The following is a 21,511-nucleotide window of genomic DNA, read 5'->3' as shown; positions in this document are numbered from 1 at the left end:
GCCCCTCCTTAATTCGCCGCGCGCCAGGCGCCCACAGCCGGATCGCGTAGCTGCGGACGCAGCGTGTCAATCAGAACAACGTTCAGCTCCGCGCCCGGTGTAATCCATGCGCTCCAGATCTTCTTCACCTCTGCGATACGCGCCTGGAGTCTGGCGTCGTCGCTGGCGATCTCACGGGTGATTTCCACCGCCACCGTGCCGTTGCTCTTCCAGCCGTTCAGGGTGCTGTCGTACGGCAGGATCATCCAGCTCTGATCGCTGTTCGGGGTGCTGAAGACCATGCGCTCTTTGTTGACGGAGGTGATCAGCGCCTTTTCAGGATCGACCGCGTTGTTCAGTCCCATCACCGGGAAGCCGTGAATGTAGGTGACCGGAATCGCTTTCTGCGTCCCGTTACGATTCTGCGTCACCACGGTGTGGCCGCTGAGCCAGCTGCCGTTACCGCAGCGAGTGGTGTCGGAATCGGGAATAAACAGCGCTGGCGCGGAGGAACCGCCCTCCCAGAAGGTGCGCAGGTGGCAACCGTCCTGAAGGGTGAACTCCTGCCATGGCGTACGATCTGCCGCCACGGTGTGCGTCTCCGGATTCTGGTCAGGCGGTAGCAGCGCGCCTGAGGTGGTGGTCGTTGCCGCCGCCGTTTCCTGCTGTTTCACCACCAGCGCCCAGTCCTGCGCTTTAGCCGCTGTGCCCCGGGCAAGCGTCGTGCCTTCCGGATCGTTAAGCGTCCAGTTCAGGGTATTCAGCTTGCTGCACTGGTGCTCCAGCAGCGAGCCAAGGCGCGGCACGAAGTTTTCCAGCACCGAAACCTCTTTCTTGCCGTTCGCCACGATACGCAGCGCCACGTCCGCCTTACACCAGCTTTGCGGCGTATTGTCTTTAATGTTGTCGATCCAGATATCCAGCTTCTGCGCAGGAGACTGCACGATGCGGAAGTTTTCAGCCTGTGCGGTGGTCGCCACCGTCAGAAGAGCCAAACCCGATAGCCAAAGTTTCATATCAATCCTTGTGTGTCTAATCAGTTCCGCAGGGAAGAAATTGTGCTGCGTCAGAGAGCGTATGCAGCAAAGTGGTGTCCTGAGGGTTGCCCATCCACACCGCCACGGCGGTATAGTTATCCTGAGCATTGCCCTCCTGTTCAGCATTCTTTTGAATGATTTGGTTCATCAAGGTCAGCCACTCTTGTGGCGTATTGACCATGTGCAGCGACTGTTTCATCTGCTCTTCGCTGACGCCGTGCCAGAAACCGTCGGTGCAGAGTAAAAACGCATCACCGTCTTCAACCTGCACAACATCGCTGTAGCTCGCTTCCGGTCCGCCATTCTCAATACCCAGCGCCAGATACAGCAGGTTGCTGTTGAGATCGTCGGTCTGATGCCCGGCATCTTTCATCTGCTGCACCAGGCTGTGGTCGGTGGTGACGTGCCACAGCCAGCCGCGGCGAAACAGGTACAGGCGGCTGTCTCCGGCGTGCGCCCAGTAAGCCAGACGGTAATCCCTGTCGATAAACAGGCTGACCAGCGTGGTGCCCATCCGGCGATAGTCCTGCACGGCCTGTTGTTCGCTGAGGATGGTGCGGTTCGCCGTTTGGACGTAGTCACGAATATGCTGCGCATTCAGGTGCTTGTCGCCGTCAAAGCGGGAAATAATGCTGTTGCGGGCCAGCTCAGCGGCCACCTCGCCGCCCGGCAGGCCCGCAATGCCGTCACAGACGACAAAGCAGGCTGAACGTTCCCCAATGGTTTCTCCCGTCTGATCCTGGTTGCTGGCGCGCGTCCCCTGGCGGGAGAGAGAAGCCGTTGCGATATTCATTTTTCTTCCGATCCGCTTTGTGAGTCTTTGTACTGATTGACCTCCATGTCATAGGCATGGAGGAAGGCTTCGCCAAACAGGGTGTGGAAGTCGTCCTCAATCTCGCCCGCCGTCTCGCCATAGCTGCGAACAAAATAATCCCACAGCGCGGCTTTACGGCTGCCCGGCAGCGCCAGGCGTGACGTCATTCCGTTCTGTTTCGCCTGCTCTTCCAGCTGTTCCGGGTTAAAGGATTGCAGCATGGCGGCGATAATGGCGCGGATACCGGAGATCATCCCCAGCTGGTGCGCCTGTAGATCGATCAGCGCATCACGCACCGATTTGGTCGGCGGCATAAAGCCCGGCATCGGCGTGCCGAACATCTGGATCAGGACCGTTTTACCGGTTGGCAGCAGCTTGAACGGGTTGTTGGCATCGTCAAGCACCATGGTCATATCGGCCTTCACCCCGCGCTTGAGAATGGAGCGCGAGGAGAGCAGCGCCACGGTTCCCTGCGAGAACATGCCCAGGATCTGCCCCAGCTGACGCATATTTTCCCGGTCAAACTGCGGCACCGGCTGCATTTCGCTCAGGCCCATGCCCTCCAGCAGCGCCTCCAGCAGTTCGCCCTGAAGCACCTCGCCCCGCTCGCCGGTCTGCGCTGAGGCAGCAGGCGATGCAGCGTTTTTAACCGGGTCGATACGCAGGCGGCCTTTCGGTGCCTGCGCGTTGCTGCGCGCCACGGCCTGCGGCGTTGGCATGGTGAAGCCAGCGTAATCGGGACGCGCGGGCTCTTCTTCCGCGCGCGGCGCGTCCTGTGGTTCAGTCGGTTCCGGATCGAACAGCGGTGAACTGGCCAGCGCATCCTCTTCCTGTGCGGCTTGCGCTTCAGGCTTTGGCTCCGGCTTATCAGCCACGATTTCATCCGGATGGGTTAACGGCGCGCCGCCCATCAGGCCAAGGGGGTCATCGTGACGCGCGGCAGGCGCGCTCGCCGACCCGCCAAACAGGGCTAACGGATCGAGTTCATCCGACGCATCTTCCTTTGGCTGGGCAGGTTTGCTTTCGTCCGGCTGTACCAGCGTTGAAGGGGTGACATCGTCAAAGATGCTCTCTTTTTTAAACAACGCTTCATCGCTGAACAGCGTGTCCGGGTCCACGTTTTTACGTTCAAGCGACGGATCGGCATCGTTGAACATCGCCAGCGGGTCTTCGGCATTCCGCTCCGGGGCCGCAGGCTGGGAGAACGGGTCGTGGGAGGCCGCGGGCTGTGGCTTTGCCCGATTGCTGGAGATGCTGTCGGAGATGGAGAACTCCTGCATCAGGCTGTCCCAGATTTCCGACGGCACGGCCGTAGGTTCAGCTTTTCCGCGCGGCGCGGCGCTGGCCGGTTTCGGTTGTGCCGCCGGAGCAGGTGTCGCCGCTGGGCGCGCCTGCTGCATGCTGGCCGCCATGCGGCTTACGGGCTGGGTGTCATGAATGAGTTCGCTGACTTCAATGCGATAATCATCAATACCGAGAATATCCCCATCCTGAAGCTCAACCTGACGCCCACGCTCCAGCGGGATATCATTCAGTACCACGCGGGTAACGCTGCCGCGGTTCGTGACGCGGCATTCGCCACTGGCGTCGACGTGAACGATGGCCTGCAAACGCGAGATGGTGCGGTCATTATCCGGCAGCACCAGATTGTTATCCGTACCGCGCCCAATGGTGCCGCCCGGGGCATAAAAATCACAGCTGCTTTGCGGCGGCTGATGACCGGGTTTCGTAGAAATAATCGTGAATCGCATGGCGTATTCCTGCTGGTATGATTAGCGCTCAAACGCTGCCGCTCTCGGGGGTGAGAACGGCGGGGTTTGGGGGTTAAGGGCTGATTAAAGCTATTTGACTACATTCAGGAAAATAATGCCGATAAGCAGCCATAGCGTAAAAAGTAAGGCCTGAACTTTATAGCGTCGATGAAGTTTTAATATCCAGCCGATTCTCTCTTCCGGTAAAGCCTGAACGAATTTATAGGCATCATCCTGAACATTTCTGTCTTTGGTAAATTTCATCTTCACGCCTTTGCGAAGACGAACAAACCAGATTATTTTTTGATAGTTCGCCAGCGAGCCAAAAAAAGATGCGTAATTTGTCACCAGATCGAGATCGTAGCCTTTTTGGCGATATTCTGAAAGAAGCTGATTATATTCGGCCTCGTGTTTTTTAAAATAACGAGAACTGATGAAGTCCATAATTACGACAAGTAAAAATAAAACAACGATCAGAAATAAAAGAATATTTTCTACATTCACCATAGTTTATCCATGACATATTCAGTTGCTCCACCGGCAACTTCGCCACCAATGTATCCACCCGCAGCGGCGCCTACCACAGAACACGCGAGCAACCCTACACCACCTGTTGCCACGCCCAATGCAACACATACGCCAGCCCCAGCCATGGCACCATATTTTCCGCCATAAATCCCGCCCGCAAGACTGGCGCCAAATTGACTGTACTTCTTAACGGCGACTTTGGAACAACTCTGCTCTCTACCTACTGTACAGGCATCGTAAACTTCATTGGTTGTGTTTGCTCCAGCGAAGCCGATAGCAAGCCATCCTCCCATTTTCAGAAAACGGGCAGCTTTTGATGCATTGTCTACATATGTTGAATACCCTCGTATCGAGGCAACACCCGCAGTACTCCATTCGTGGACAATTGACCTGCTTGATAAACCTAAAGCGTGCTTGATTTCTTCATAAGGTTTCAGTTTCAGCGTTAGTCTGGACAGCTTATTTAATAAAACGTCCAGCTCAGAAAAAAGTTTTTGCCTCTCAACAAAAAACTGCTTCCCGATCAATGTGCCTTGCGTTCTGTATTGATTTTGATAAGCCAGTTCGATAGCTTTTAATTTCTTTTCTATTTCGCTAAAGTACCTTTCACCTGCATCAGCAACCACCCCGAGAGATTTATCCATAAAATTAGTTAATGCTGCGATGGTACTAAAATACTTGTTAAAGAAATTAGCTTCATCTGTATTCAGTTCTGCCAATGCTCCATTAACCTTTTGCTTTGCATTTTGTAATTGTTTTAGCTGAACCGCATTTTCAGCACCCGGAGCATTAAGGATCAATATTTGCCCGGGTTTTAACCACCGTGTGTCCCTGTTCACTTGCATAAAATAACGTGCCGCTTCACTGTCTGGTTTATTGAACAGTAGTCTTGCCTGGAAATCTAACGTACCAGCCTGCTGAACAACACAATAACCAGGAGCAACCGTTGATTTTACACTCATATTGACATCCCTTTGCAAACGAAATTAAGTCTCTGTAAATAATGACCGGGGAAAACTCCCCGGTCACGCGCGCAATTACGCTTCTTTGTTTTCTTTGATGTTCCAGCCAGCGCTGCTTTCAGCACCTTTACCACCGGCAGTGGTCTGCTCCCAGTACTGCTGTTTCACTTTCGCAGCCTGGAATGCATAGGTCACGCCAACGGTATCACCGTTGTCTGCACCCGTGTACTGAACGGAAGTCACCAGAACGTCTTCCAGGGTGATGCGGGTATATTCAACCTGCTGACCACCCGCTTTGCAGACGGACAGTTCAACTTTGGTCAGGTGCTTACCGCTTGCGCAGTGTTTCAGGATTGCTGTAGTGGATTTGTCGATCAGAGCGTTAACGTGCAGATCGTTAAAGTTAACCTTACCGGCACCGCCGCCACCACCAACGCTCATATTACCCGGCTGGGACGCGCCCCAGGAGAAGGAGGTAATATCAGTCCAGCCGGTGTGGTTAGAATCTTTAGATTCGCCCGTAACACCCTCGACCTTCAGAAACATATCAATAGCCATAATATCTACTCTTCGTGGATGAACAATATTGCTTTCGAAAAAGCCCTTATATGGCAAACAGGAAAGCATGGGGCTGAATAAAACCGTCCATATTTTACCTCTGCCTCATATCAAACGACCCGTGTCATTTGACAGTCTTACATTCCCCCTGAATGAACGGAAAGAATGTGAAGTCTTTTACTACGGCGGATTATCCTGAATCCAGGTACGATCAGGATCGCCAATGATGAGCTGCGGAACCAGTTTATTCAGTTCGTCGCTATGATAAAGACGTAGACAATTTAAGGTTACGCCTTTTACATCAGGTTTGCGCTCCGAGTGGAAACCATTAACTTGGTTTTTATACTTCCCAATAATGGCGTTAACTTTGTCAGTACCGTTTTCAGCATCAAACGGCATCCACTCAATAAATGCACTCGCACTGCGGGCCGCATCAGCAGAAAATTGACTGCCTTTATCTGCAACCTGCGCAAGGCAGCGCGCCAGGACCAAATCTTTTACCACCTGCCGGTATGTTTGCTGCTGATAAAAATCAACGTAAGGGTTGTCACCGCGAGCAGAAAAAGATAAACAAGTGAGCAAAAGAAATGCGGTCTTTAGAAACCTGAATATAATTATTTTAATTCCCAAAACCAGATTTCCTGACAGTACGGAAAGCAATCGGAGTTACATATAAACGAATTATTACTCAGAGGCTCGATAAGGTCGATATGACCACCCCCATACCCATCAATTTTATTGAAGAAAACAACACCTTTTCGGCCCAACATTGAGCGTGCACCAGCCTCGCGGTCTTTAAAGATTTCTGCCTTGCCAAACACATGGGATTTATAAAGCTGATCGGCAAGTAATTTTGCGCCAGGCTCGATTGTTTTTCCCTTATAGGGACCGGTCTTTATGGGTAAACGCCCTGTAAATTCAACATTGCATTTTAACAATGCCAGGCTCATTCTTACCGCACAGGTATTTTCGTATGCCGGTTGTTGCTTGATAATCGTCGAATAATCGTAGCCAATTTCTGAAAAAACCTGTTCACCCGAGGCAAAACCCGCGCGTGTGTGATTTGAAGAGTGATGCTGACGTTTAAGTTGTTCGTATAATGGTCTCATCTGTCACTCTCCTTTTTTGCACGGGCGTAATTCTTTCATGCCGTCAATGATGATTTTTGAAGCGCGTTCCTCGCCTTGCTGTTTCGATAAGTCCGCAAAACGAGAATAGAGAAACTCATGTATTGTATTTGGCAAAAAAGGCCTGCCCTTGCACCATGCAGTGCCCTCAGACGCGTCGACTACGCCGAGAAGATACATATTTGCCTTAATGCGTTCACGTTCATTCGTTTTCGACAGCCAGGCTTTAGCAAAACGCTCTGCACTCAGATTTAAATCGTACCCTGTTAACAGCCTCGGATCGCGTTGGAAGTTTGATGTGTCATCCTGAGGCAATGCTTCCGCTTGAGGGTATTTGTAATTTCCTGCGTCCGCGCTTGCGAGAGTAGAAACTGCCAGCAAACTGGTCGCGATCAAAAGTATATGTTTCACCGTCTATCCTTATTCACTGACAGAAACAAGCTAAGCTCTTCCGCTCAAATTGCCGGCCCCTTCGGGCCGGCAATCATCATTACGCGTCCTTCGTCTTCAGCGACGGCAGTTTAGATACCAGACGCAGGGAAACGGTCAGGCCTTCCAGCTGGTAGTGTGGACGCAGGAAGAACTTCGCGGCGTAGTAGCCCGGGTTGTCTTCAATTTCCTGCACCTGCACTTCCGCAGCCGCCAGCGGTTTGCGGGACTTAGTTTCCTGGGAGGAGTTAGCCGGGTCGCCGTCCACGTAGTTCATCACCCAGTCGTTCAGCCAGCGTTCCATCTCTTCGCGCTCGCGGAAGGAGCCGATTTTGTCGCGCACGATGCACTTCAGGTAGTGAGCAAAACGACAGCAGGCGAACAGGTAAGGCAGACGGGAGGCCAGACGCGCGTTAGCGGTGGCATCCGGGTCGTGATACTCGGCCGGTTTTTGCAGGGACTGCGCGCCGATGAAGGCGGCGAAGTCGGAGTTTTTGCGGTGAACCAGCGGCATAAAGCCGTTTTTCGCCAGCTCGGCTTCACGACGATCGCTGATGGCGATCTCGGTCGGGCATTTCATGTCCACGCCGCCGTCATCGCTCGGGAAGGTGTGGCACGGCAGGTTTTCCACCGCCCCGCCGGACTCCACGCCGCGAATCGAGGTGCACCAGCCGTACTCTTTGAAGGAACGGTTGATGTTGGCGGCCATCGCGTAAGCCGCGTTCGCCCAGGAGTAGCTGTTGTGGTTCGCACCGTCGGTCTGCTCTTCAAAGTCAAAGCTGTCGACCGGATTGGTGCGAATGCCGTACGGCAGACGCGACAGGAAGCGCGGCATGACCAGGCCCAGATAACGGGCATCTTCCGATTCACGCAGTGAACGCCAGGCGGCGTATTCGGTGTTCTGAAAGATTTTTGTCAGGTCGCGCGGGTTAGCCAGCTCCTGCCAGGACTCCATCTGCATCACGCCCGGCGCGGTGCCGGTAATGAACGGACAGTGGGCCGCAGAGCCGATGCGCGCCATCTCGCCCAGCAGCTCAACGTCCTGCGGGCTGTGGTCGAAGTAGTAGTCGCCTACGATGCAGCCAAACGGCTCGCCACCGAACTGGCCGTACTCCTGCTCGTAGATTTTTTTGAAGATCGGGCTCTGGTCCCAGCCCACGCCCTTGTAGCGCTTCAGGGTGCGGCCCAGCTCCTGCTTGGAGATGCTCATAAAGCGGATCTTCAGCATCTCGTCGGTTTCGGTGTTGTTCACCAGATAGCTCAGCCCGCGCCAGGCGCTCTCCAGCTTCTGGAACTCCTCGTGGTGAATGATCTGGTTCACCTGCTGTGAAAGCTGCTCGTCAATACCGGCAATCAGGTTCTGAATGGTGCGGTAGGTATCGTTTGAGAAGGTCACGGTGTTTTCCAGCGCCTGCTGCGCCAGGGTTTTTACCGCGCTTTCTACGGCAGAGCGCGCCTGATCGGTTTTCGGGCGGAACTCTTTATTCAGCAGCGCGCTGAACTCGTCCTGGCTGAAGGCCTGGCCCGCCTGCTGATCGTGTTGTTGAGTCTGGTTGCTCATCGATTATTCCTCGCTACCTTTCGCACTTTCGTCATTTTTTGGCATCTGGCTCAGGGATTTGAGCAGCGTCGGATCCTGAAGGATTTTTGCAATCAGCTCTTCCGCGCCGTTTTTGCCGTCCATGTAGGTCAGCAGGTTAGAGAGCTGGGTGCGCGCTTCCAGCAGCTTGTTCAGCGGCTCAACCTTGCGGGCCACCGCGTCCGGCAGGAAGTCGTCCATGCTGTCAAAGGTCAGATCGACGTTGAGCTTACCTTCGCCGGTCAGGGTGTTATCCACCTGGAACGCCACGCGCGGCTTCAGCGCCTTCATGCGTTCGTCGAAGTTGTCGATGTCGATTTCAAGGAACTTACGCTCGTCGACGGCTGGCAGGTTTTCCACCGGCTTGCCAACCAGATCGGCCATAACGCCCATCACAAACGGCAGCTGAATTTTGCGTTCTGCGCCGTAGATCTCTACGTCGTACTCGATCTGCACGCGGGGAGCACGGTTGCGTGCGATGAATTTCTGTCCACTGTTACTCATTGCCATGATGTTCTCCATCAAAGATGCGCGGTGAAGGTGAAACGGCAGACTCCATGCCTGTCGTCATAATGCCAGGACGCGTCATTCGCGGCGTCCAAAGATGTTTTCCAGTTGGTTAACGCCGTCTGGCGCCAGGTCGCGAATAATGTCCATAAAGTTGAGTTCAGACAGCCGCTGCACCCGTTCAATCATCAGCGGTGCGGGGTGGCTGGGTTCGTACTGCGCAAAATACTGTTTCGCTTTTTCCAACATCAGCTGCGCGTCGGCGCGGCTGGTCACCTGCACGCTGCGCCAGTCCGTCACCTGCTGAACGGGCGACGCGGTCACCGGCTGCGGCTCGGCGTGCTGCTCAGCCTGCGCGTCACGGTTCGGCAGCAACTTGCTGATATCGGTCACCTGACAGGCGCTCGAAACCAGCCCGACGGTTTTCAGCAGCTGTTCCATCTCCGGTACGCCACTTTCCCCGAGATAGTCGGTAAGCAGTTCGCGGATGGCGAGCAGGCGTTCGTTGATCACGATTACCGCTTCGGTGCCTGGCTGATCGCCCCGGGCCAGCTCATCTATCAGTCGTGGACGACCGCCCGGATAATCCGGACACTCTGTTTTACTGCCGTCAAGCAGCGCCTGGGCGTCACGGAGCGAAATCTCATCGCCGTTAGAGCGGAGCAGTGAGGCGTTACGCACCGCGACCGTCAGGTCAGATTTATCGCTCAGCCCGGCGAGGGCGTTAATGCGGTAGAACGGATCGGTTTCGCCATACTCTTCCAGCAGCGGGTAAAGTTGCTCCCAGTAACGGGACAGGGCTTCCTGCACCAGCAGTAGCCCGTCGGCGTAACCTGCCAGCCCGCGACGACGCGTCCAGGCATGGGTTAACGCCAGCATGACGCGAAGATCTTTGGTGCGGCCCAGCAGGCTGGTGGCGAGTCTTTCCACCGTGTTCCAGTCGGCAGGCTCTGCCGGAATGATGGTGTCGCCAAACTGCTGTTCGGCTTTGCCCTGACTGGCCTGCCCCATGGCCTGGAAATCAGCGTCGTACTCCAGGTTTTCACCGCAGGGGTTATCGGGGCTTATCGGCGCGAGAAATTCATCGATATTCATAAGATCCCTGCTTATTCAAACATAGGCGGGTAAAGACCGTGGCGGCCCGGACGGGCGCCGCCTGCCGGATCGAACAGCAGCGTAAAGAGCTGCCCGGTGAAGTTTCCGCTGTGGACGTGGGTGTAAAGCGGATAGCCGTCGCAGCGGTTTGTCCACCAGTAGCTGGTCTGGCGCAGCGGATCAAAACACTCCGCCGCCTGCGGCCAGCCCAGCGTGCTCTGACCCTCGTCGTCATAGCCAATCACGTCGAGAATGTCGGAACGCTTTTGCGGCTCAACCGGCTGGGGCGCCGGGATAGTCATCAGCATTTCATCCAGCTGGGAGGCAGAATAGCTGTTACGCACCGCGTGCAGCCCCAGACGGCCAAGCTGCTGGTACCAGCTTTCAGCCTGCCCGAGCAGACGGGATGACCACTCGGTCGGGGTGAAACTCAGTTGCAGGCATACCGGATAGTGGCGGCCTACGCTGTCACGGCCCGGTAGCAGGCAGCCCATCTGAATCATCTGGCTACCAAGCATCGGCGGGACGACAAAGTTCCACACCGGGGCTTTAGAAAACGGGCGCTCGCCGCTGCGCTGCTCTTCCTGTTGCCAGGCCAGCAGGCCGACCTGAAACCAGTGCGACCACTGGCGTTGCAGGGTATCCGGAAAGCGACGCTGCAAAAAATCTCCGGCGCTGGGTAATTTGCCATACCAGCTATAACGGTTCATCGCAGGGGTATTCGTCATACGGCTGTCCTTGCGGTTATGGGCATGAGAAACGGGGAAGCTGGAACGGGTTACGGATGCTGTTCGGGGCAAACTCCAGCGTGACCTGATGTCCGTCGACGTTGAAGGTCGCCTGACGGCTCAGGCTACCCGCGCCAGGACTGGTGCGCGCCTTGTCGAAAAAGCGGTTGAGCGCCCAGGAACCGTTGGTCACCAGCGTTGCGGTGCTGCCATTGGCAAGACCGAGCTGCATACGCACCTGGTTCGTCCCGCCCGGCCCCGGCCAGGTCATGATCTGCACCGCCTGCGGACCGTGGCTGTAGCGCAGCAGTTGGCCGTCCACGTCCAGCGTCAGGTTCAGAATGGTATTGTCCATACGCACGGTGCGCACCGTCACCTTGAAGGATGGCGTGGTCGCGCCGTTTGCGAAGAAGGCATCGCGGACAGACTGCGCCTGCTGGAACGGACGCAGCAGCCCTTCACTGCCCGGCAGCGTTTTACCGTCGATGCCCGGCATAAAGCGCCAGTTCGCCTGGGTGGTGTCCACCTTGTTGGTCAGGTTGTCGCGGAAAAAGGTGTCCATCAGTCCGGTGCCCGGCGCGAACATGCGGGCGAGATCGTCCGGCGTCACCTCGGTGCTGGCGCTGCGCACCAGCGGATAACGCCCGGCAATCGCCTGACGGCAGAACCCACCCACTTCCATGTTAATGCGCTTACGCACGTTCTCCAGATCGCGACGCTGAGTGTCGCTGCTGGCGCCGACGGCCATATTGCTGAACATGGTTTGCAACCCGCCCGGCAGACGTCCCGCGCTGGCTTGCAGGCGGCTAATTGCATCGCCGCCCGGCGCAGGCATACCGCTGTTTGCTGCATCCTGAACGGCAGTCAGGTAGCGATAAAGCTCGTCAACCTGCTTGAGAAAATCATCAAAGACGATGGTCTTACCGCCCTTCTCCAGCGGCTGCGCCAGCTCAATCATCGGCGCATAGTGGTCGGTCACCAGTTGCTCAGGCGCCTGCGTCACAACCGCGCCCTGCGTCGGGGCATTGTCACCGTTGCTGAACAGCGCTTCCAGCGTGCGGGTGGCGCGGTTGCTTTGGTCTTCCGCTTTTTGCGCATCTTCCGGCGCAGGCGCAGTGCGCGACAGGGTCAGCACCTTGCTCAGGTTAAGTACCAGACGGCGCAGCGGCGAATTGGTGCCTGAAAGCAGGCGCGCGGTGTTGATACGCTGGGAAAGATCGGCGCTGTTGTTGAGCTGAATATCAGCGAGAAAGCGATCCCAGTTAACGATAAAGTCGCGCATGTAGAGCTGACGCACGGCGTAGTCGATCTGCTGTTTATCTTCCTGGGCAGTGGTCGCTCCCAGTACCCAGGCATCGTCCTCGTGCAGGGCGGTGGTCACGCTGTCGATCTGGTCGTTGAAGCTTTTCCAGTAGCCGTCCGGCGTGTAGAGGCCCGGTACGCCCTCACTCACCGGCTTGCCGCTTTTGCGCGAAAACACCAGCTCGCTCTGCGGGCCGCCGAGATCAGAAAGCGAAACCGGCTTCAGGTTCTCATCATGCTCCAGCAGACGTTTCAGGCGCCCATATACGCGTGTTGAGAGCGGCTGCTGGTTGATCAGCGCCCTCTCGCGGGCCACCAGATCCTCATCCTGCGCATACGGTGAAGCCTGAATTTTTGGCTCCAGCAGCTGCGTCAGGTGCCATTCCAGCTCCTGAAGCTGCGCCTGCGTCACGTTCTGCGGCAGGTTGCGTTGCAGGTTGAGCATAACCCACGAGTGCAGGAATTTACCGTCATAATGCTTAGGCTGGTAGAGCATCTGATAGGCTTTCAGCGCCTCATAGCTGTACTCCACGTCGCTGCCGTTGTCGTTGCGCAGCCAGGTGGTAATGTGCATCGCCACGGCAGGCAGCAGCATCTGATCCAGCGCCTTCTGATACAGAGACTGCGAGGCATCGCTGACGTCATCCCCGCGATAAAGCCCCATGCGGCGGGAAACCGGCGGGTTGTTAACGTCGAAGGCATCGCTTTTCGGCAGATCCACCAGGCTGTTAAGCAGCGGCAGAAGCGCAAACAGATCGCGCTGGGGCTGGTTTTGCAGCGCCTTGCTCTGCTGCTCCAGCATCGGCACTTTTGCATCTACCTCTTCCAGATAAGCTTTATTTTTGGCGTAGCTGGTCAGCCACAGACCACCCAGGATCACCAGCAGGGCCAGCAGCGCCGCGTAGCCGGACCACATCACGGCGCGGTTGCGCAGCTCCCACCAGCGGTTTTCCCCGGCGATGCCCGCTTCCTGGAAAATCACGTTTTGCAGCAGATTTTTAATGAAGAAGCTTTGGCCCTTCGCGCCCGGGATCGGCGCCTCTTTGCTTACCGAATCCCAGCGCGTGCTTTCCTCCCCTTCAGGTAAGGAGAGCGCGCGGTTCAGCTCGCCCATCACGCGGTCAAACGGCATCCCTTCCTGGGTGCCGCTGGCAAAGTAGATGCCGCGCGGCGAAAATTCGGTTTCGAAGTTTGAGCGGGCAAAGACCGTGCTCAGGTAGTCTGCCAGCAGCGGACGCAGCGCGGCGAACTCCTGCGGGAAGAGATAGGCTTCCGCACGGGTTTTGGCGTCATGCTCTTTAAGCATGGTTTCCGGCAGGCCAGCATCCAGACGCTGTTGCAGCAGGGAAAATTCCTGCTGGAAGTTGCCCATCAGGTCGTAATCGGCGTGTTTGGTCTGCTCCCACGGCAGCGTAAAGCCCCAGATCTGATCGCGCTGGGCTTTGTCGTAATCCGCAAACCAGGCGCGGAAGCCTTTAAGCAGATCCGCTTTGGTCACCATCACATACACCGGGAAGCGAATACCCAGCTGTTCATGCAGCTCGGAGAGACGCTGGCGCAGGTTGACCGCCTGCTGGCGGGAGGCCTCAGCGGACTGCGAAAGCAGGTCGGAAATGCTGATGGTAATAATCACGCCGTTGATGGGCTGGCGACGGCGGTATTTACGCAGCAGGTTGATAAATTCCAGCCACTCCCCGGCGTCCTGAACCTGCTCGCTCTCCTGAGTGGTGTAGCGCCCCGCGGTATCCAGCAGAACCGCCTCGTTGGTAAACCACCAGTCACAGTTGCGCGTGCCGCCAATGCCGCGCAGCGCGGTTTTACCGAAGCGGTCCGCCAGCGGGAATTGCAGCCCGGAGTTGGCCAGCGCGGTGGTTTTACCTGAACCCGGCGCGCCAATAATGACGTACCACGGCAGCTGATAGAGGTACTGCGTACTGAAGCGCTGCGTCCACTGCGCGCCATGTCCCGCTTTGCTGAAGTGGGCTTTTTTCAGCATCTGGGCGGCTTCATCGAAACGCCCGGCAAGGATCTGCTCCTCGCTGTTCAGACGTTTCTGCGGATCGGCCGCCTCCGGGCTGGTGGTATTTTCGTTAAGCTTGTCCATCAGCTTACGGTTCAGCCAGGCGTTATACAGCCGCGGCAGAATGTGGCTCTGGGCCCAAATCAGGTAGACCACCGCAATGCTGATGACGCGGTTCTGCTCTGATTCAAGGGGCCGGGTGTCCACGATGGACAACAGCGGGCCAATCATCCAGATGACCGCCGCGAGCGCCGTTACGCCCAGGAAGCTCCACAGAATGCGATTGGTCAGTATAGAAAGTAGAGTAGTCAGCATCCTTAGTTTCCTTGCGGCAATCCGTTCAGCTCGGCCTGGGTATTGTCAGGCGATACCAGCAGCGTAATCTCCACGCGGCGGTTACGGGCGCGATTTTCAGGCGTCGTGTTAGGCGCTACCGGGTTGATCTCGCCCCGCCCTTCGGCTTTGACGCGCTCAGGCTGCGAGAGGCTACCCTGGAGCTGTTTTTGCACCGAACGGGCGCGCTCAAGCGAGAGTTCATAGTTAGAGGCGAAGCGTGCGCTGCGGATCGGCACGTTGTCGCTGTACCCCACCACCAGAATTTTGCCGCTGACGTTATTCATCGCCTGGGCGATGCGGTCGATGACCGGCTCATAGCGATCGCGCACCACCGTTGAGGCCGAGGCAAAGAGTCCGTCCCCTTTCAGGATCACCACGCTGCGATCCGCCTCATCCTTAACGGCCACCAGACCGGCATCAATTTCCGGTTTCAGGAAGCCGCGCAGGTTCAGTACCGCCGGCAGCTGGCGCGCAGGTTGCTGGATCGTGGTTTCCGGCAGTTGGGACTGGTAAATTTTCGCCAGCACCGGGCTGGTGTTATCACCGAGACGCCAGTTCAGCACGATATAGAACAGGCAGGCGATAAAGCCGACCAGCGCCACGCACGCCCAGAGTGGAATCATCGGCCGCCAGAGCTTGCGCAGAACGGGGCGATCTTCCGGGTGCGGCGAGAGCGGCGGCGGGTAGCTGCCGCGAACGCCACGGATCATCTGCCACAGGCGCTGTTTGATGGTTTCAAGCTGGGTCCGGCCATTGTCTAGCACGCGGTAGCGGCCTTCAAAGCCGAGCAGCAAACAGTAGTTGATCATCTCCAGCAGCAGAATGTGTTCGCGCGGATTCTGAGACAGACGTGCCAGCAGCTGGAAAAACTTCTCGCCGCCCCAGGTTTCGTTATGAAACGTCACCAGCAGACCATTGCTTGACCAGACGCCGCTGCTTCCCCAGGGGGTCAGAGCGGCGGCTTCGTCCAGCGCCGTGCAGAGGCAGTAGCGCGCGCCGACAATCACTTCATATGGTAAGCCCGCCTGCTGGCATCGCACCTCGAAACGGCGAATTTCGTCAATCAGGCGCTGGCGCAGCCCGACCTGATCGTCGTGGGAAACCGAATGACGGATTTGCGGAATCGCATTGAGCAGCGGATTGGCGGCCGCCACCAGCTGATTGTTCCCACTGGCTCCGGTAAACAGGGCATCACTGCCGGTATCCTGTCGTTCCTGCATATTAAGCGCTCGCTTTATTATTCTGTCGGGCTACGGATGGCCCAGAACTCCATATCGAGACCCGGGAATTCCCCTGCGAGATGCAGCGCGAATGCCCCAGACTTGTCCATCTCGTGCCACAGTTCGCTGCCCCTCTCGAGCTCGAAATAGCTGTAGCCTGCATGCCACGGGATCTGCGGCGGCGCGACGGGCATTGCCCGAAGCATGATGCCCGGCAGCTGGAGCTGAACCAGATCGCGAATTTTCGAGACTGGCGCAACCTTCATCTGGGCAGGGAAATGGGTTTGCAGGTGTTCGCCGGGGACATTGGCTTTTACCGCCAGCACGAAGCCAAATTCGCGGACCATGCTGGTCTCCGGCACGGTGGCGATGTTAAGACCGTGAGAGCGTTCGTGCAGCGGCAGCTGGATGGCATGATCTTCCATGACCAGCGACAGCCCCTGACGCAGCATCAGCATCAGTTTGCCGAAGCAAAGGGCGAGATCGTCATGGTCGTATACCGGCAGTACGCTCTCTGCGGTACGCTGCGGCGTCCAGGTGGCGAGTTCCGTGGCAAACGGCAGCCAGCTTCGCCAGAGCGCTTCAGGGTGAAGCAGCGGCAGCGTTTTTAAATGTGAGATGTCGCCAAGGTGGCGGTTGATCAGCGAAAGAAGCGTGAACTCAACCATCTCGGACGTATTGAAACGCCCCGGCTGGCGCAGGCGGCCGCCGATCTGCTGGCTACGCTGCACCAGCAAGCCGTGCAGGTCATTGATCATGCCGTACAGCTGCGGGCTGTTATTGGCGTTCAGCATTGGCGGGATGTAGCTGTTATCCAGCCGCACGTGGTTGTCGTTGCGCTTTTCAGCGACGCACGCCACGCCGATGGCGGTCCATTCTGCCGTCAGATCTTTCTCCAGCATCAGGGTCAGACGCAGGCGGCCAAACTGAACCGTCGCTTCCCCGACCGACATGGCGTTGTCGTCTTCTACCTCTTGTTCAAACGTAATAAAACGCGCCAGAGAAGAGTGCTCCTCGCTGAAAATCACCTCTTCACGTCCACCGCGACGAACCGGCAGCGCAAGCACCACCTTTTCATTGGTAAGATTATCGGGGATTTTTAGCGGGGCCGGACCGTTGCGGTCGCTGCGCACCTGGAAAAAGGTGCCGTCAGGCAGCAAACCGCTACAGTAGCTCAGGGCAATACAGCCCTGGCGAAGCATCGCTTCATCCAGCTCAAGGTCGAGAAAGCCCCAGAGATACGAACGCTGCAAGGCCCCCCACTCACGAACGTGGTTGAGGAGGTAACTTTCTGTCCGCTGAAAATGGTGGGGACGCAGGAACATGCCCTCGGTCCAGACGACCTTTTCTGCTTTCGTCATGATGATCTCTTTCCTGTTATGAAGGGCGTTACTGGCTGATGACCCGGATACCATTTACGTCAAGGAAGACGCTGGCCTGGAGTTCATCTGCGGACCATTTCCAGAACTGGTAAATCGCGTTTTCGCCGGGAACAGGCAAAGGAAGTGAGACGCGCCATTTTTTGCCGTCCAGTGCCTGGTATTCCGCCATTACGCCGATATAGCGCGCTTCCGGTGAGCTTTGACCGCTCAGGGTTTTCGAAAGCTGGCCCGGCATCAGGAAGAACACATCGCTGTTCAGCAGATTCGCGCCAAGCGTGGCTGACGCGTTGTTCTGTAAGGAGTAGAAGTCGCTGGACATGAAATCCGCATCGGATTTCAGCAGCAATACTCTGACCTTAAGCGGTGCAGAATCATTGATTTGAGGATGAGCCTGAAACTGAAGATTGTAGCGGGAGGGGTCGCTGTGTGAAGACGACGTACAACCACCGATCAGCGCGAGAATCAACGCAAAAAAAGGGAACCACATCCGATGGAAATTTTTATTATTCATAAAAATATGCTCGTGAAACCCGTTTAGTTCAGGATCCAGGTACCGTTCGCGCTGTCTTTGCAGGCTTTGCTGTTGCCATCGACATCAACACAGGTGGTTTTCTTGCGCGCTTTAGGGCGCAGTGCCTGTTTACGCACGGTGGCTTCGTACTGGTCGGCCTTGATCACGGCACGCATCGGCACGTAACCAATCAGCTGTTCACTCCCATCATCGGCCAGCGCCATCCAGAAATGTTCAACCTGCCCAAGCACGACGTAAGTTTTTCCGGTCTCAAGCGTACGGATCACTTTTCCACCGTAGTCAGGACGGCTCATCAGGGATGCCGGGTACATAGCACGATACGGTTCATTCACCTGAGTGAACTCCGCCGGAGGGGTAACAGCGTGACGGTGCGTCAGCGTGATGCCATTAACCTGGCTGGTCACAATCGTATCATCGGTGATCGCTGGTTTTTGCGGCGCCTTACAGCCCGCCACCGCCATAACAAACAGAAGTGATAACAATACACGCAGTTTCATATGCTTTTCCGTAGCGATATTTAGAGGATGAAGAGAGGGGATAAAATTTGACTTAGGTGCTATTGTTAAAAATAGTCAGGTTTTTCCGGGGCGTTACTATTATTTGGGCATAGCTACCGCACGAGCCTTCGAGAATAAGGCCCAGCGTAATCCTGACATATTTTGACAAACGGTAAACAAGTTTACATGAGCTTATCACCTTTTCAATATTTCCTTTTTCGCTACTGCTGATTCATGAGGCATTCGCCTCACCCTGAGATTAATCTGAAAAATAGAGAAATCACGCAATTAGCTGATTTAAAGACAAAAAAACCCAAAAGAGAACCATTCTCACTAACGTAATACCACTATTCCTGCCACTACCATAATTAGTAGAACGGAGAATTTTTCAGTTGCATATGAATATATCTCACACGAATTATTTGTTGTATCGATAGCAAATCGTCAATACTCAGGACGATGTCCCATCAAATTAAGAAAACACAGTAAGGGTGAAAAAATTAATTTCACGCCGCAAATTAACTTTATGCTCTCCCCCTTCTTAAGATAATTTTCTCTCGTCTGGGCCGTACAAATAATTAAGCCTGACTACAATCTTGCTCGCTAAGGCATTGCTCAAAATATAACCCACCCTTTCCAGGTAATTAATAAAGACGCTGCTTTCGACAGGCGAACTTCATTTGGCATTTTACCGTCACTACACTATTGCTTGCTTTCCACCACTCCGACGATTTATTACAAACATGATGAAAATTTGTTATGAGTTCTTTGCTTTCCCGCACCATAGCTTACAGGCCGAGCGGTAAAAACAGGTTAAGTGGGTATCAAAATATGTGCCGTTGCAGGCATCGGGGTTGACCAGAACCGTGCTCGGTAACGATCAACGTCCTCCACTTGACTTATATTGTAAGAAAGGTACTTTTCATGACATGAAGAAGATCCTGATAATCGTTCCTGATGGTGGCATGTTGTTTGAAGCCGCCGGTATAGCCGACATTCTGATGCAGGCCAACCGTCTGCACCCGGACGGTCTGGCGCAGCCCCGCTACCGCATCATTATTGCCACTACCCAGCCTCACCTGGTGATCCATGGCCAGTCCGGCTTAAATCTGCTGGCGGACTATCGCCTGCCGGAGCTGGATCCGCGCGAGCCGCTGGACACGATTATCATCACCGGCCGTGGCATGAATGAGCAGGAAAGCACTGCGGTGGTGGACTGGCTGCACCTGGCCGCGCCGCATGCGCGACGCGTCGCCTCTGTATGCGGCGGGGCCCTGCTGCTGGCACAGGCCGGACTTCTCGATGGGCGCCGGGCAACGACCCACTGGCGGCTTCTGGAAACGTTGAAAACCCGCTATCCTGCGGTCAACGTTGAGGGCGGCCCGCTCTATGTTCAGGATGGTCCCGTCTGGACATCCGGCGGCGTCAGTTCCGGGTTTGATCTGACGCTGGCGCTGGTGGAGGATGATTACGGCTTCACCCTCGCCCGCAACGTGGCGCAGGATATGGTGATGTACCTGCGCCGGCCTGGCGGCCAGCTACAGTTCAGCCGCTATAATCTGGAGCAGTCCGGCGCGACCGGACCGGTTAGCGAACTGCAAAGCTGGATCCTGCAAAACCTCACCGCAGATTTGTGCGTCGAAAGGCTGGCCGAACGGGTCGCCATGAGTCCGCGCAATTTCACCCGCGTGTTCACGCGTGACGTCGGTGTACCTCCGGCCCGTTATGTCACCGAAGCGCGCCTGGCCGCCGCACGACAGCTTCTGGAGCAGACCCCGTATCCGCTTGAGGTCATTGCCGAAAAAAGCGGGTTTGGGACCAGCATCAACCTGCGCCGCGTTTTTGAAAAGCAGCTTCATCTCACGCCGGGCGAATATCGCCAGCGCTTCCACTGCCGCAGAATGGCGTAATCTGATCCTTTTTTGTCATTTACGCCAACCGACCTGACACCTACAGTAACTCCAGACAACACAGATAAGGAGTGCATCATGGTTAAGGTCGGTATTAACGGTTTCGGCCGTATCGGACGTAATGTCCTGCGCGCGGCGCTTGGCAATCCGGATCTCCAGATTGTGGCCATTAACGATCTGACGGACAGTAAAACCCTCGCCCATCTGCTGAAATATGACTCTCTGCTCGGCACGCTAGCGGTACCTGTGGAAGCGGCGGACGGCGCGCTACAGGTTGACGGGCAACGCATCACCGTATTCAGTGAACGCGACCCGGCAAACATTCCGTGGAAAGACGCTGACGTTGAGGTGGTAATCGAAGCCACCGGTTTCTTCACCGAACGTGATAAAGCGGCGGTGCATATCACGAGCGGCGGCGCAAAACGCGTCATTATTTCCGCCCCGGCTAAAAATGATGATCTTACGGTGGTAATGGGCGTGAACCACACGCTGTACGATCCGGCCCAGCATTTTGTGGTCAGTAACGGGAGTTGCACCACTAACGGTCTGGCGCCAGCGGCGCAGGTGCTGCACCAGCAGTTTGGCATTGAACACGGGCTGATGAACACCACGCATGCCTACACCAACAGCCAGGCGCTGCATGACCAGCCAGAAAAAGATCTGCGCGGCGCGCGTGCGGCAGCATTATCGATTGTGCCTTATTCCAGCGGCGCGGCAAAAGCGCTCGGGAAAGTGATCCCCGAACTGGACGGTAAACTCACCGGGTATTCCCTGCGCGTGCCGGTGCCAGTGGTGTCGATTGTCGATCTGACGGTGACGCTGAGCCGCAACGTGACCGCCGAAGAGGTGAATGACGCGTTCCGTCAGGCTGCCGGTAGCGGGCCGCTGAAAGGCATCCTGGGCTACAGCGATGAACCGCTTGTCTCCAGTGATTATCAGGGCGACCCGCGCTCATCCATTATCGACGGGCTTTCAACGCTGGTGATTGGCGGGAATATGGTGAAGATCCTGTCGTGGTATGACAACGAGTGGGGCTTCTCAAACCGTCTGGTGGATTTGGCGGTGCTGATGGATAAAAAAGGGTTGTAGGGCTTAAGCCGGGTGGCATGAATGTATGACCGGATACATAGGTAACAGATCAGACCGGGAACATAGGTAACACTTTTCAGTCTATCCGGAGCACACTCTGGGTTTTTCGGTCGTAGTACGCAAGCGTTA

General features: G+C 55.9%; 20 protein-coding genes. 2 read left to right on the top strand and 18 right to left on the bottom strand.

The window, feature by feature from the left end:
* Positions 1-8 precede the first annotated feature (8 nt).
* From ACOTZP_RS00100 to ACOTZP_RS00015, 18 genes are all read right to left on the bottom strand, one after another.
* Entirely contained in the window at positions 9-995 is a 987-nt protein-coding gene (locus tag ACOTZP_RS00100) for a hypothetical protein (RefSeq protein ID WP_023300322.1), read from the bottom strand.
* A 16-nt stretch (positions 996-1,011) separates the two neighbouring features.
* Positions 1,012-1,809 carry a PP2C family protein-serine/threonine phosphatase gene (locus ACOTZP_RS00095; RefSeq protein WP_003859969.1) on the bottom strand — a complete coding sequence of 266 codons (798 nt, stop codon included), beginning with the start codon at positions 1,807-1,809 and terminating at the stop codon, positions 1,012-1,014.
* Entirely contained in the window at positions 1,806-3,581 is a 1,776-nt protein-coding gene (gene tagH, locus ACOTZP_RS00090; protein WP_421633569.1) for a type VI secretion system-associated FHA domain protein TagH, read from the bottom strand. Before tagH ends, ACOTZP_RS00095 begins: the two co-directional genes overlap by 4 nt.
* Positions 3,582-3,671: 90 nt before the next feature.
* Positions 3,672-4,088 (bottom strand): hypothetical protein, encoded by a 417-nt coding sequence (locus ACOTZP_RS00085; RefSeq protein WP_126314960.1) that lies wholly within the window; start codon positions 4,086-4,088, stop codon positions 3,672-3,674.
* Positions 4,082-5,071, bottom strand: coding sequence for a hypothetical protein (locus ACOTZP_RS00080; protein WP_271074643.1), 990 nt, complete (start codon positions 5,069-5,071; stop codon positions 4,082-4,084). Before ACOTZP_RS00080 ends, ACOTZP_RS00085 begins: the two co-directional genes overlap by 7 nt.
* Before the next feature lie 75 nt (positions 5,072-5,146).
* Entirely contained in the window at positions 5,147-5,629 is a 483-nt protein-coding gene (locus ACOTZP_RS00075) for an Hcp family type VI secretion system effector (protein ID WP_014884229.1), read from the bottom strand.
* Positions 5,630-5,809: 180 nt separating this feature from the next.
* Entirely contained in the window at positions 5,810-6,259 is a 450-nt protein-coding gene (locus ACOTZP_RS00070) for a type VI secretion system amidase immunity protein Tai4 (protein ID WP_257394436.1), read from the bottom strand.
* Positions 6,244-6,738 carry a T6SS effector amidase Tae4 family protein gene (locus ACOTZP_RS00065; protein ID WP_058646894.1) on the bottom strand — a complete coding sequence of 165 codons (495 nt, stop codon included), beginning with the start codon at positions 6,736-6,738 and terminating at the stop codon, positions 6,244-6,246. The genes ACOTZP_RS00070 and ACOTZP_RS00065 overlap by 16 nt, the downstream gene beginning before the upstream one ends.
* Before the next feature lie 3 nt (positions 6,739-6,741).
* The gene (locus tag ACOTZP_RS00060; protein WP_126502893.1) at positions 6,742-7,167 is read right to left on the bottom strand and encodes a Rap1a/Tai family immunity protein; all 426 of its coding nucleotides are present in this window, start codon (positions 7,165-7,167) and stop codon (positions 6,742-6,744) included.
* 79 nt (positions 7,168-7,246) lie between these two features.
* Positions 7,247-8,746 carry a type VI secretion system contractile sheath large subunit gene (gene tssC, locus ACOTZP_RS00055; RefSeq protein WP_006810956.1) on the bottom strand — a complete coding sequence of 500 codons (1,500 nt, stop codon included), beginning with the start codon at positions 8,744-8,746 and terminating at the stop codon, positions 7,247-7,249.
* Between the two features lie 3 nt (positions 8,747-8,749).
* Entirely contained in the window at positions 8,750-9,274 is a 525-nt protein-coding gene (tssB, locus tag ACOTZP_RS00050; protein ID WP_022648413.1) for a type VI secretion system contractile sheath small subunit, read from the bottom strand.
* 75 nt (positions 9,275-9,349) lie between these two features.
* Positions 9,350-10,366, bottom strand: coding sequence for a type VI secretion system protein TssA (tssA, locus tag ACOTZP_RS00045; protein ID WP_271074642.1), 1,017 nt, complete (start codon positions 10,364-10,366; stop codon positions 9,350-9,352).
* 11 nt (positions 10,367-10,377) lie between these two features.
* Complete coding sequence (gene tagF / locus ACOTZP_RS00040; RefSeq protein ID WP_045308303.1) at positions 10,378-11,094, bottom strand: type VI secretion system-associated protein TagF; 717 nt, start codon at positions 11,092-11,094, stop codon at positions 10,378-10,380.
* A 16-nt stretch (positions 11,095-11,110) separates the two neighbouring features.
* On the bottom strand, positions 11,111-14,731 hold the full coding sequence (tssM, locus tag ACOTZP_RS00035; RefSeq protein WP_271074641.1) for a type VI secretion system membrane subunit TssM: 3,621 nt from the start codon (positions 14,729-14,731) through the stop codon (positions 11,111-11,113).
* 2 nt (positions 14,732-14,733) lie between these two features.
* Positions 14,734-15,972, bottom strand: coding sequence for a DotU family type VI secretion system protein (locus ACOTZP_RS00030; RefSeq protein WP_023300334.1), 1,239 nt, complete (start codon positions 15,970-15,972; stop codon positions 14,734-14,736).
* Positions 15,973-15,989: 17 nt separating this feature from the next.
* Complete coding sequence (gene tssK, locus ACOTZP_RS00025) at positions 15,990-17,333, bottom strand: type VI secretion system baseplate subunit TssK (protein WP_022648417.1); 1,344 nt, start codon at positions 17,331-17,333, stop codon at positions 15,990-15,992.
* 28 nt (positions 17,334-17,361) lie between these two features.
* Positions 17,362-17,865 carry a type VI secretion system lipoprotein TssJ gene (gene tssJ / locus ACOTZP_RS00020; protein WP_022648418.1) on the bottom strand — a complete coding sequence of 168 codons (504 nt, stop codon included), beginning with the start codon at positions 17,863-17,865 and terminating at the stop codon, positions 17,362-17,364.
* Between the two features lie 23 nt (positions 17,866-17,888).
* A complete protein-coding gene (locus ACOTZP_RS00015) occupies positions 17,889-18,383 on the bottom strand; it encodes a hypothetical protein (protein ID WP_023300336.1) in 495 nt (164 codons plus the stop codon).
* 929 nt (positions 18,384-19,312) lie between these two features.
* Here ACOTZP_RS00015 and ACOTZP_RS00010 point away from each other — a divergent pair.
* Positions 19,313-20,293, top strand: a complete 981-nt coding sequence (locus ACOTZP_RS00010; RefSeq protein WP_023300337.1) for a GlxA family transcriptional regulator — start codon at positions 19,313-19,315, stop codon at positions 20,291-20,293.
* A gap of 78 nt (positions 20,294-20,371) precedes the next feature.
* Positions 20,372-21,382, top strand: coding sequence for a type I glyceraldehyde-3-phosphate dehydrogenase (gap, locus tag ACOTZP_RS00005; protein WP_046619477.1), 1,011 nt, complete (start codon positions 20,372-20,374; stop codon positions 21,380-21,382).
* Positions 21,383-21,511: the final 129 nt, after the last annotated feature.

Origin of the sequence: Enterobacter cloacae complex sp. SYL001 (assembly GCF_049237025.1) — a bacterium.
Lineage (GTDB): Bacteria > Pseudomonadota > Gammaproteobacteria > Enterobacterales > Enterobacteriaceae > Enterobacter > Enterobacter intestinihominis.
This window is presented reverse-complemented; position numbering and strand designations above follow the sequence as displayed.

What these genes read in the sequence shown, in the direction of transcription:
- ACOTZP_RS00030 (WP_023300334.1), bottom strand. Translation starts at nt 15,972, where the DNA reads ATGCAGGAACGACAGGATACCGGCAGTGATGCCCTGTTTACCGGAGCC.
- tssA (WP_271074642.1), bottom strand. Translation starts at nt 10,366, where the DNA reads ATGAATATCGATGAATTTCTCGCGCCGATAAGCCCCGATAACCCCTGC.
- tssJ (WP_022648418.1), bottom strand. Translation starts at nt 17,865, where the DNA reads ATGAATAATAAAAATTTCCATCGGATGTGGTTCCCTTTTTTTGCGTTG.
- ACOTZP_RS00065 (WP_058646894.1), bottom strand. Translation starts at nt 6,738, where the DNA reads ATGAGACCATTATACGAACAACTTAAACGTCAGCATCACTCTTCAAAT.
- tssB (WP_022648413.1), bottom strand. Translation starts at nt 9,274, where the DNA reads ATGGCAATGAGTAACAGTGGACAGAAATTCATCGCACGCAACCGTGCT.
- ACOTZP_RS00100 (WP_023300322.1), bottom strand. Translation starts at nt 995, where the DNA reads ATGAAACTTTGGCTATCGGGTTTGGCTCTTCTGACGGTGGCGACCACC.
- tssC (WP_006810956.1), bottom strand. Translation starts at nt 8,746, where the DNA reads ATGAGCAACCAGACTCAACAACACGATCAGCAGGCGGGCCAGGCCTTC.
- tssM (WP_271074641.1), bottom strand. Translation starts at nt 14,731, where the DNA reads ATGCTGACTACTCTACTTTCTATACTGACCAATCGCATTCTGTGGAGC.
- tssK (WP_022648417.1), bottom strand. Translation starts at nt 17,333, where the DNA reads ATGACGAAAGCAGAAAAGGTCGTCTGGACCGAGGGCATGTTCCTGCGT.
- ACOTZP_RS00095 (WP_003859969.1), bottom strand. Translation starts at nt 1,809, where the DNA reads ATGAATATCGCAACGGCTTCTCTCTCCCGCCAGGGGACGCGCGCCAGC.
- tagF (WP_045308303.1), bottom strand. Translation starts at nt 11,094, where the DNA reads ATGACGAATACCCCTGCGATGAACCGTTATAGCTGGTATGGCAAATTA.
- ACOTZP_RS00015 (WP_023300336.1), bottom strand. Translation starts at nt 18,383, where the DNA reads ATGAAACTGCGTGTATTGTTATCACTTCTGTTTGTTATGGCGGTGGCG.
- ACOTZP_RS00075 (WP_014884229.1), bottom strand. Translation starts at nt 5,629, where the DNA reads ATGGCTATTGATATGTTTCTGAAGGTCGAGGGTGTTACGGGCGAATCT.
- ACOTZP_RS00085 (WP_126314960.1), bottom strand. Translation starts at nt 4,088, where the DNA reads ATGGTGAATGTAGAAAATATTCTTTTATTTCTGATCGTTGTTTTATTT.
- gap (WP_046619477.1), top strand. Translation starts at nt 20,372, where the DNA reads ATGGTTAAGGTCGGTATTAACGGTTTCGGCCGTATCGGACGTAATGTC.
- ACOTZP_RS00080 (WP_271074643.1), bottom strand. Translation starts at nt 5,071, where the DNA reads ATGAGTGTAAAATCAACGGTTGCTCCTGGTTATTGTGTTGTTCAGCAG.
- ACOTZP_RS00010 (WP_023300337.1), top strand. Translation starts at nt 19,313, where the DNA reads ATGAAGAAGATCCTGATAATCGTTCCTGATGGTGGCATGTTGTTTGAA.
- tagH (WP_421633569.1), bottom strand. Translation starts at nt 3,581, where the DNA reads ATGCGATTCACGATTATTTCTACGAAACCCGGTCATCAGCCGCCGCAA.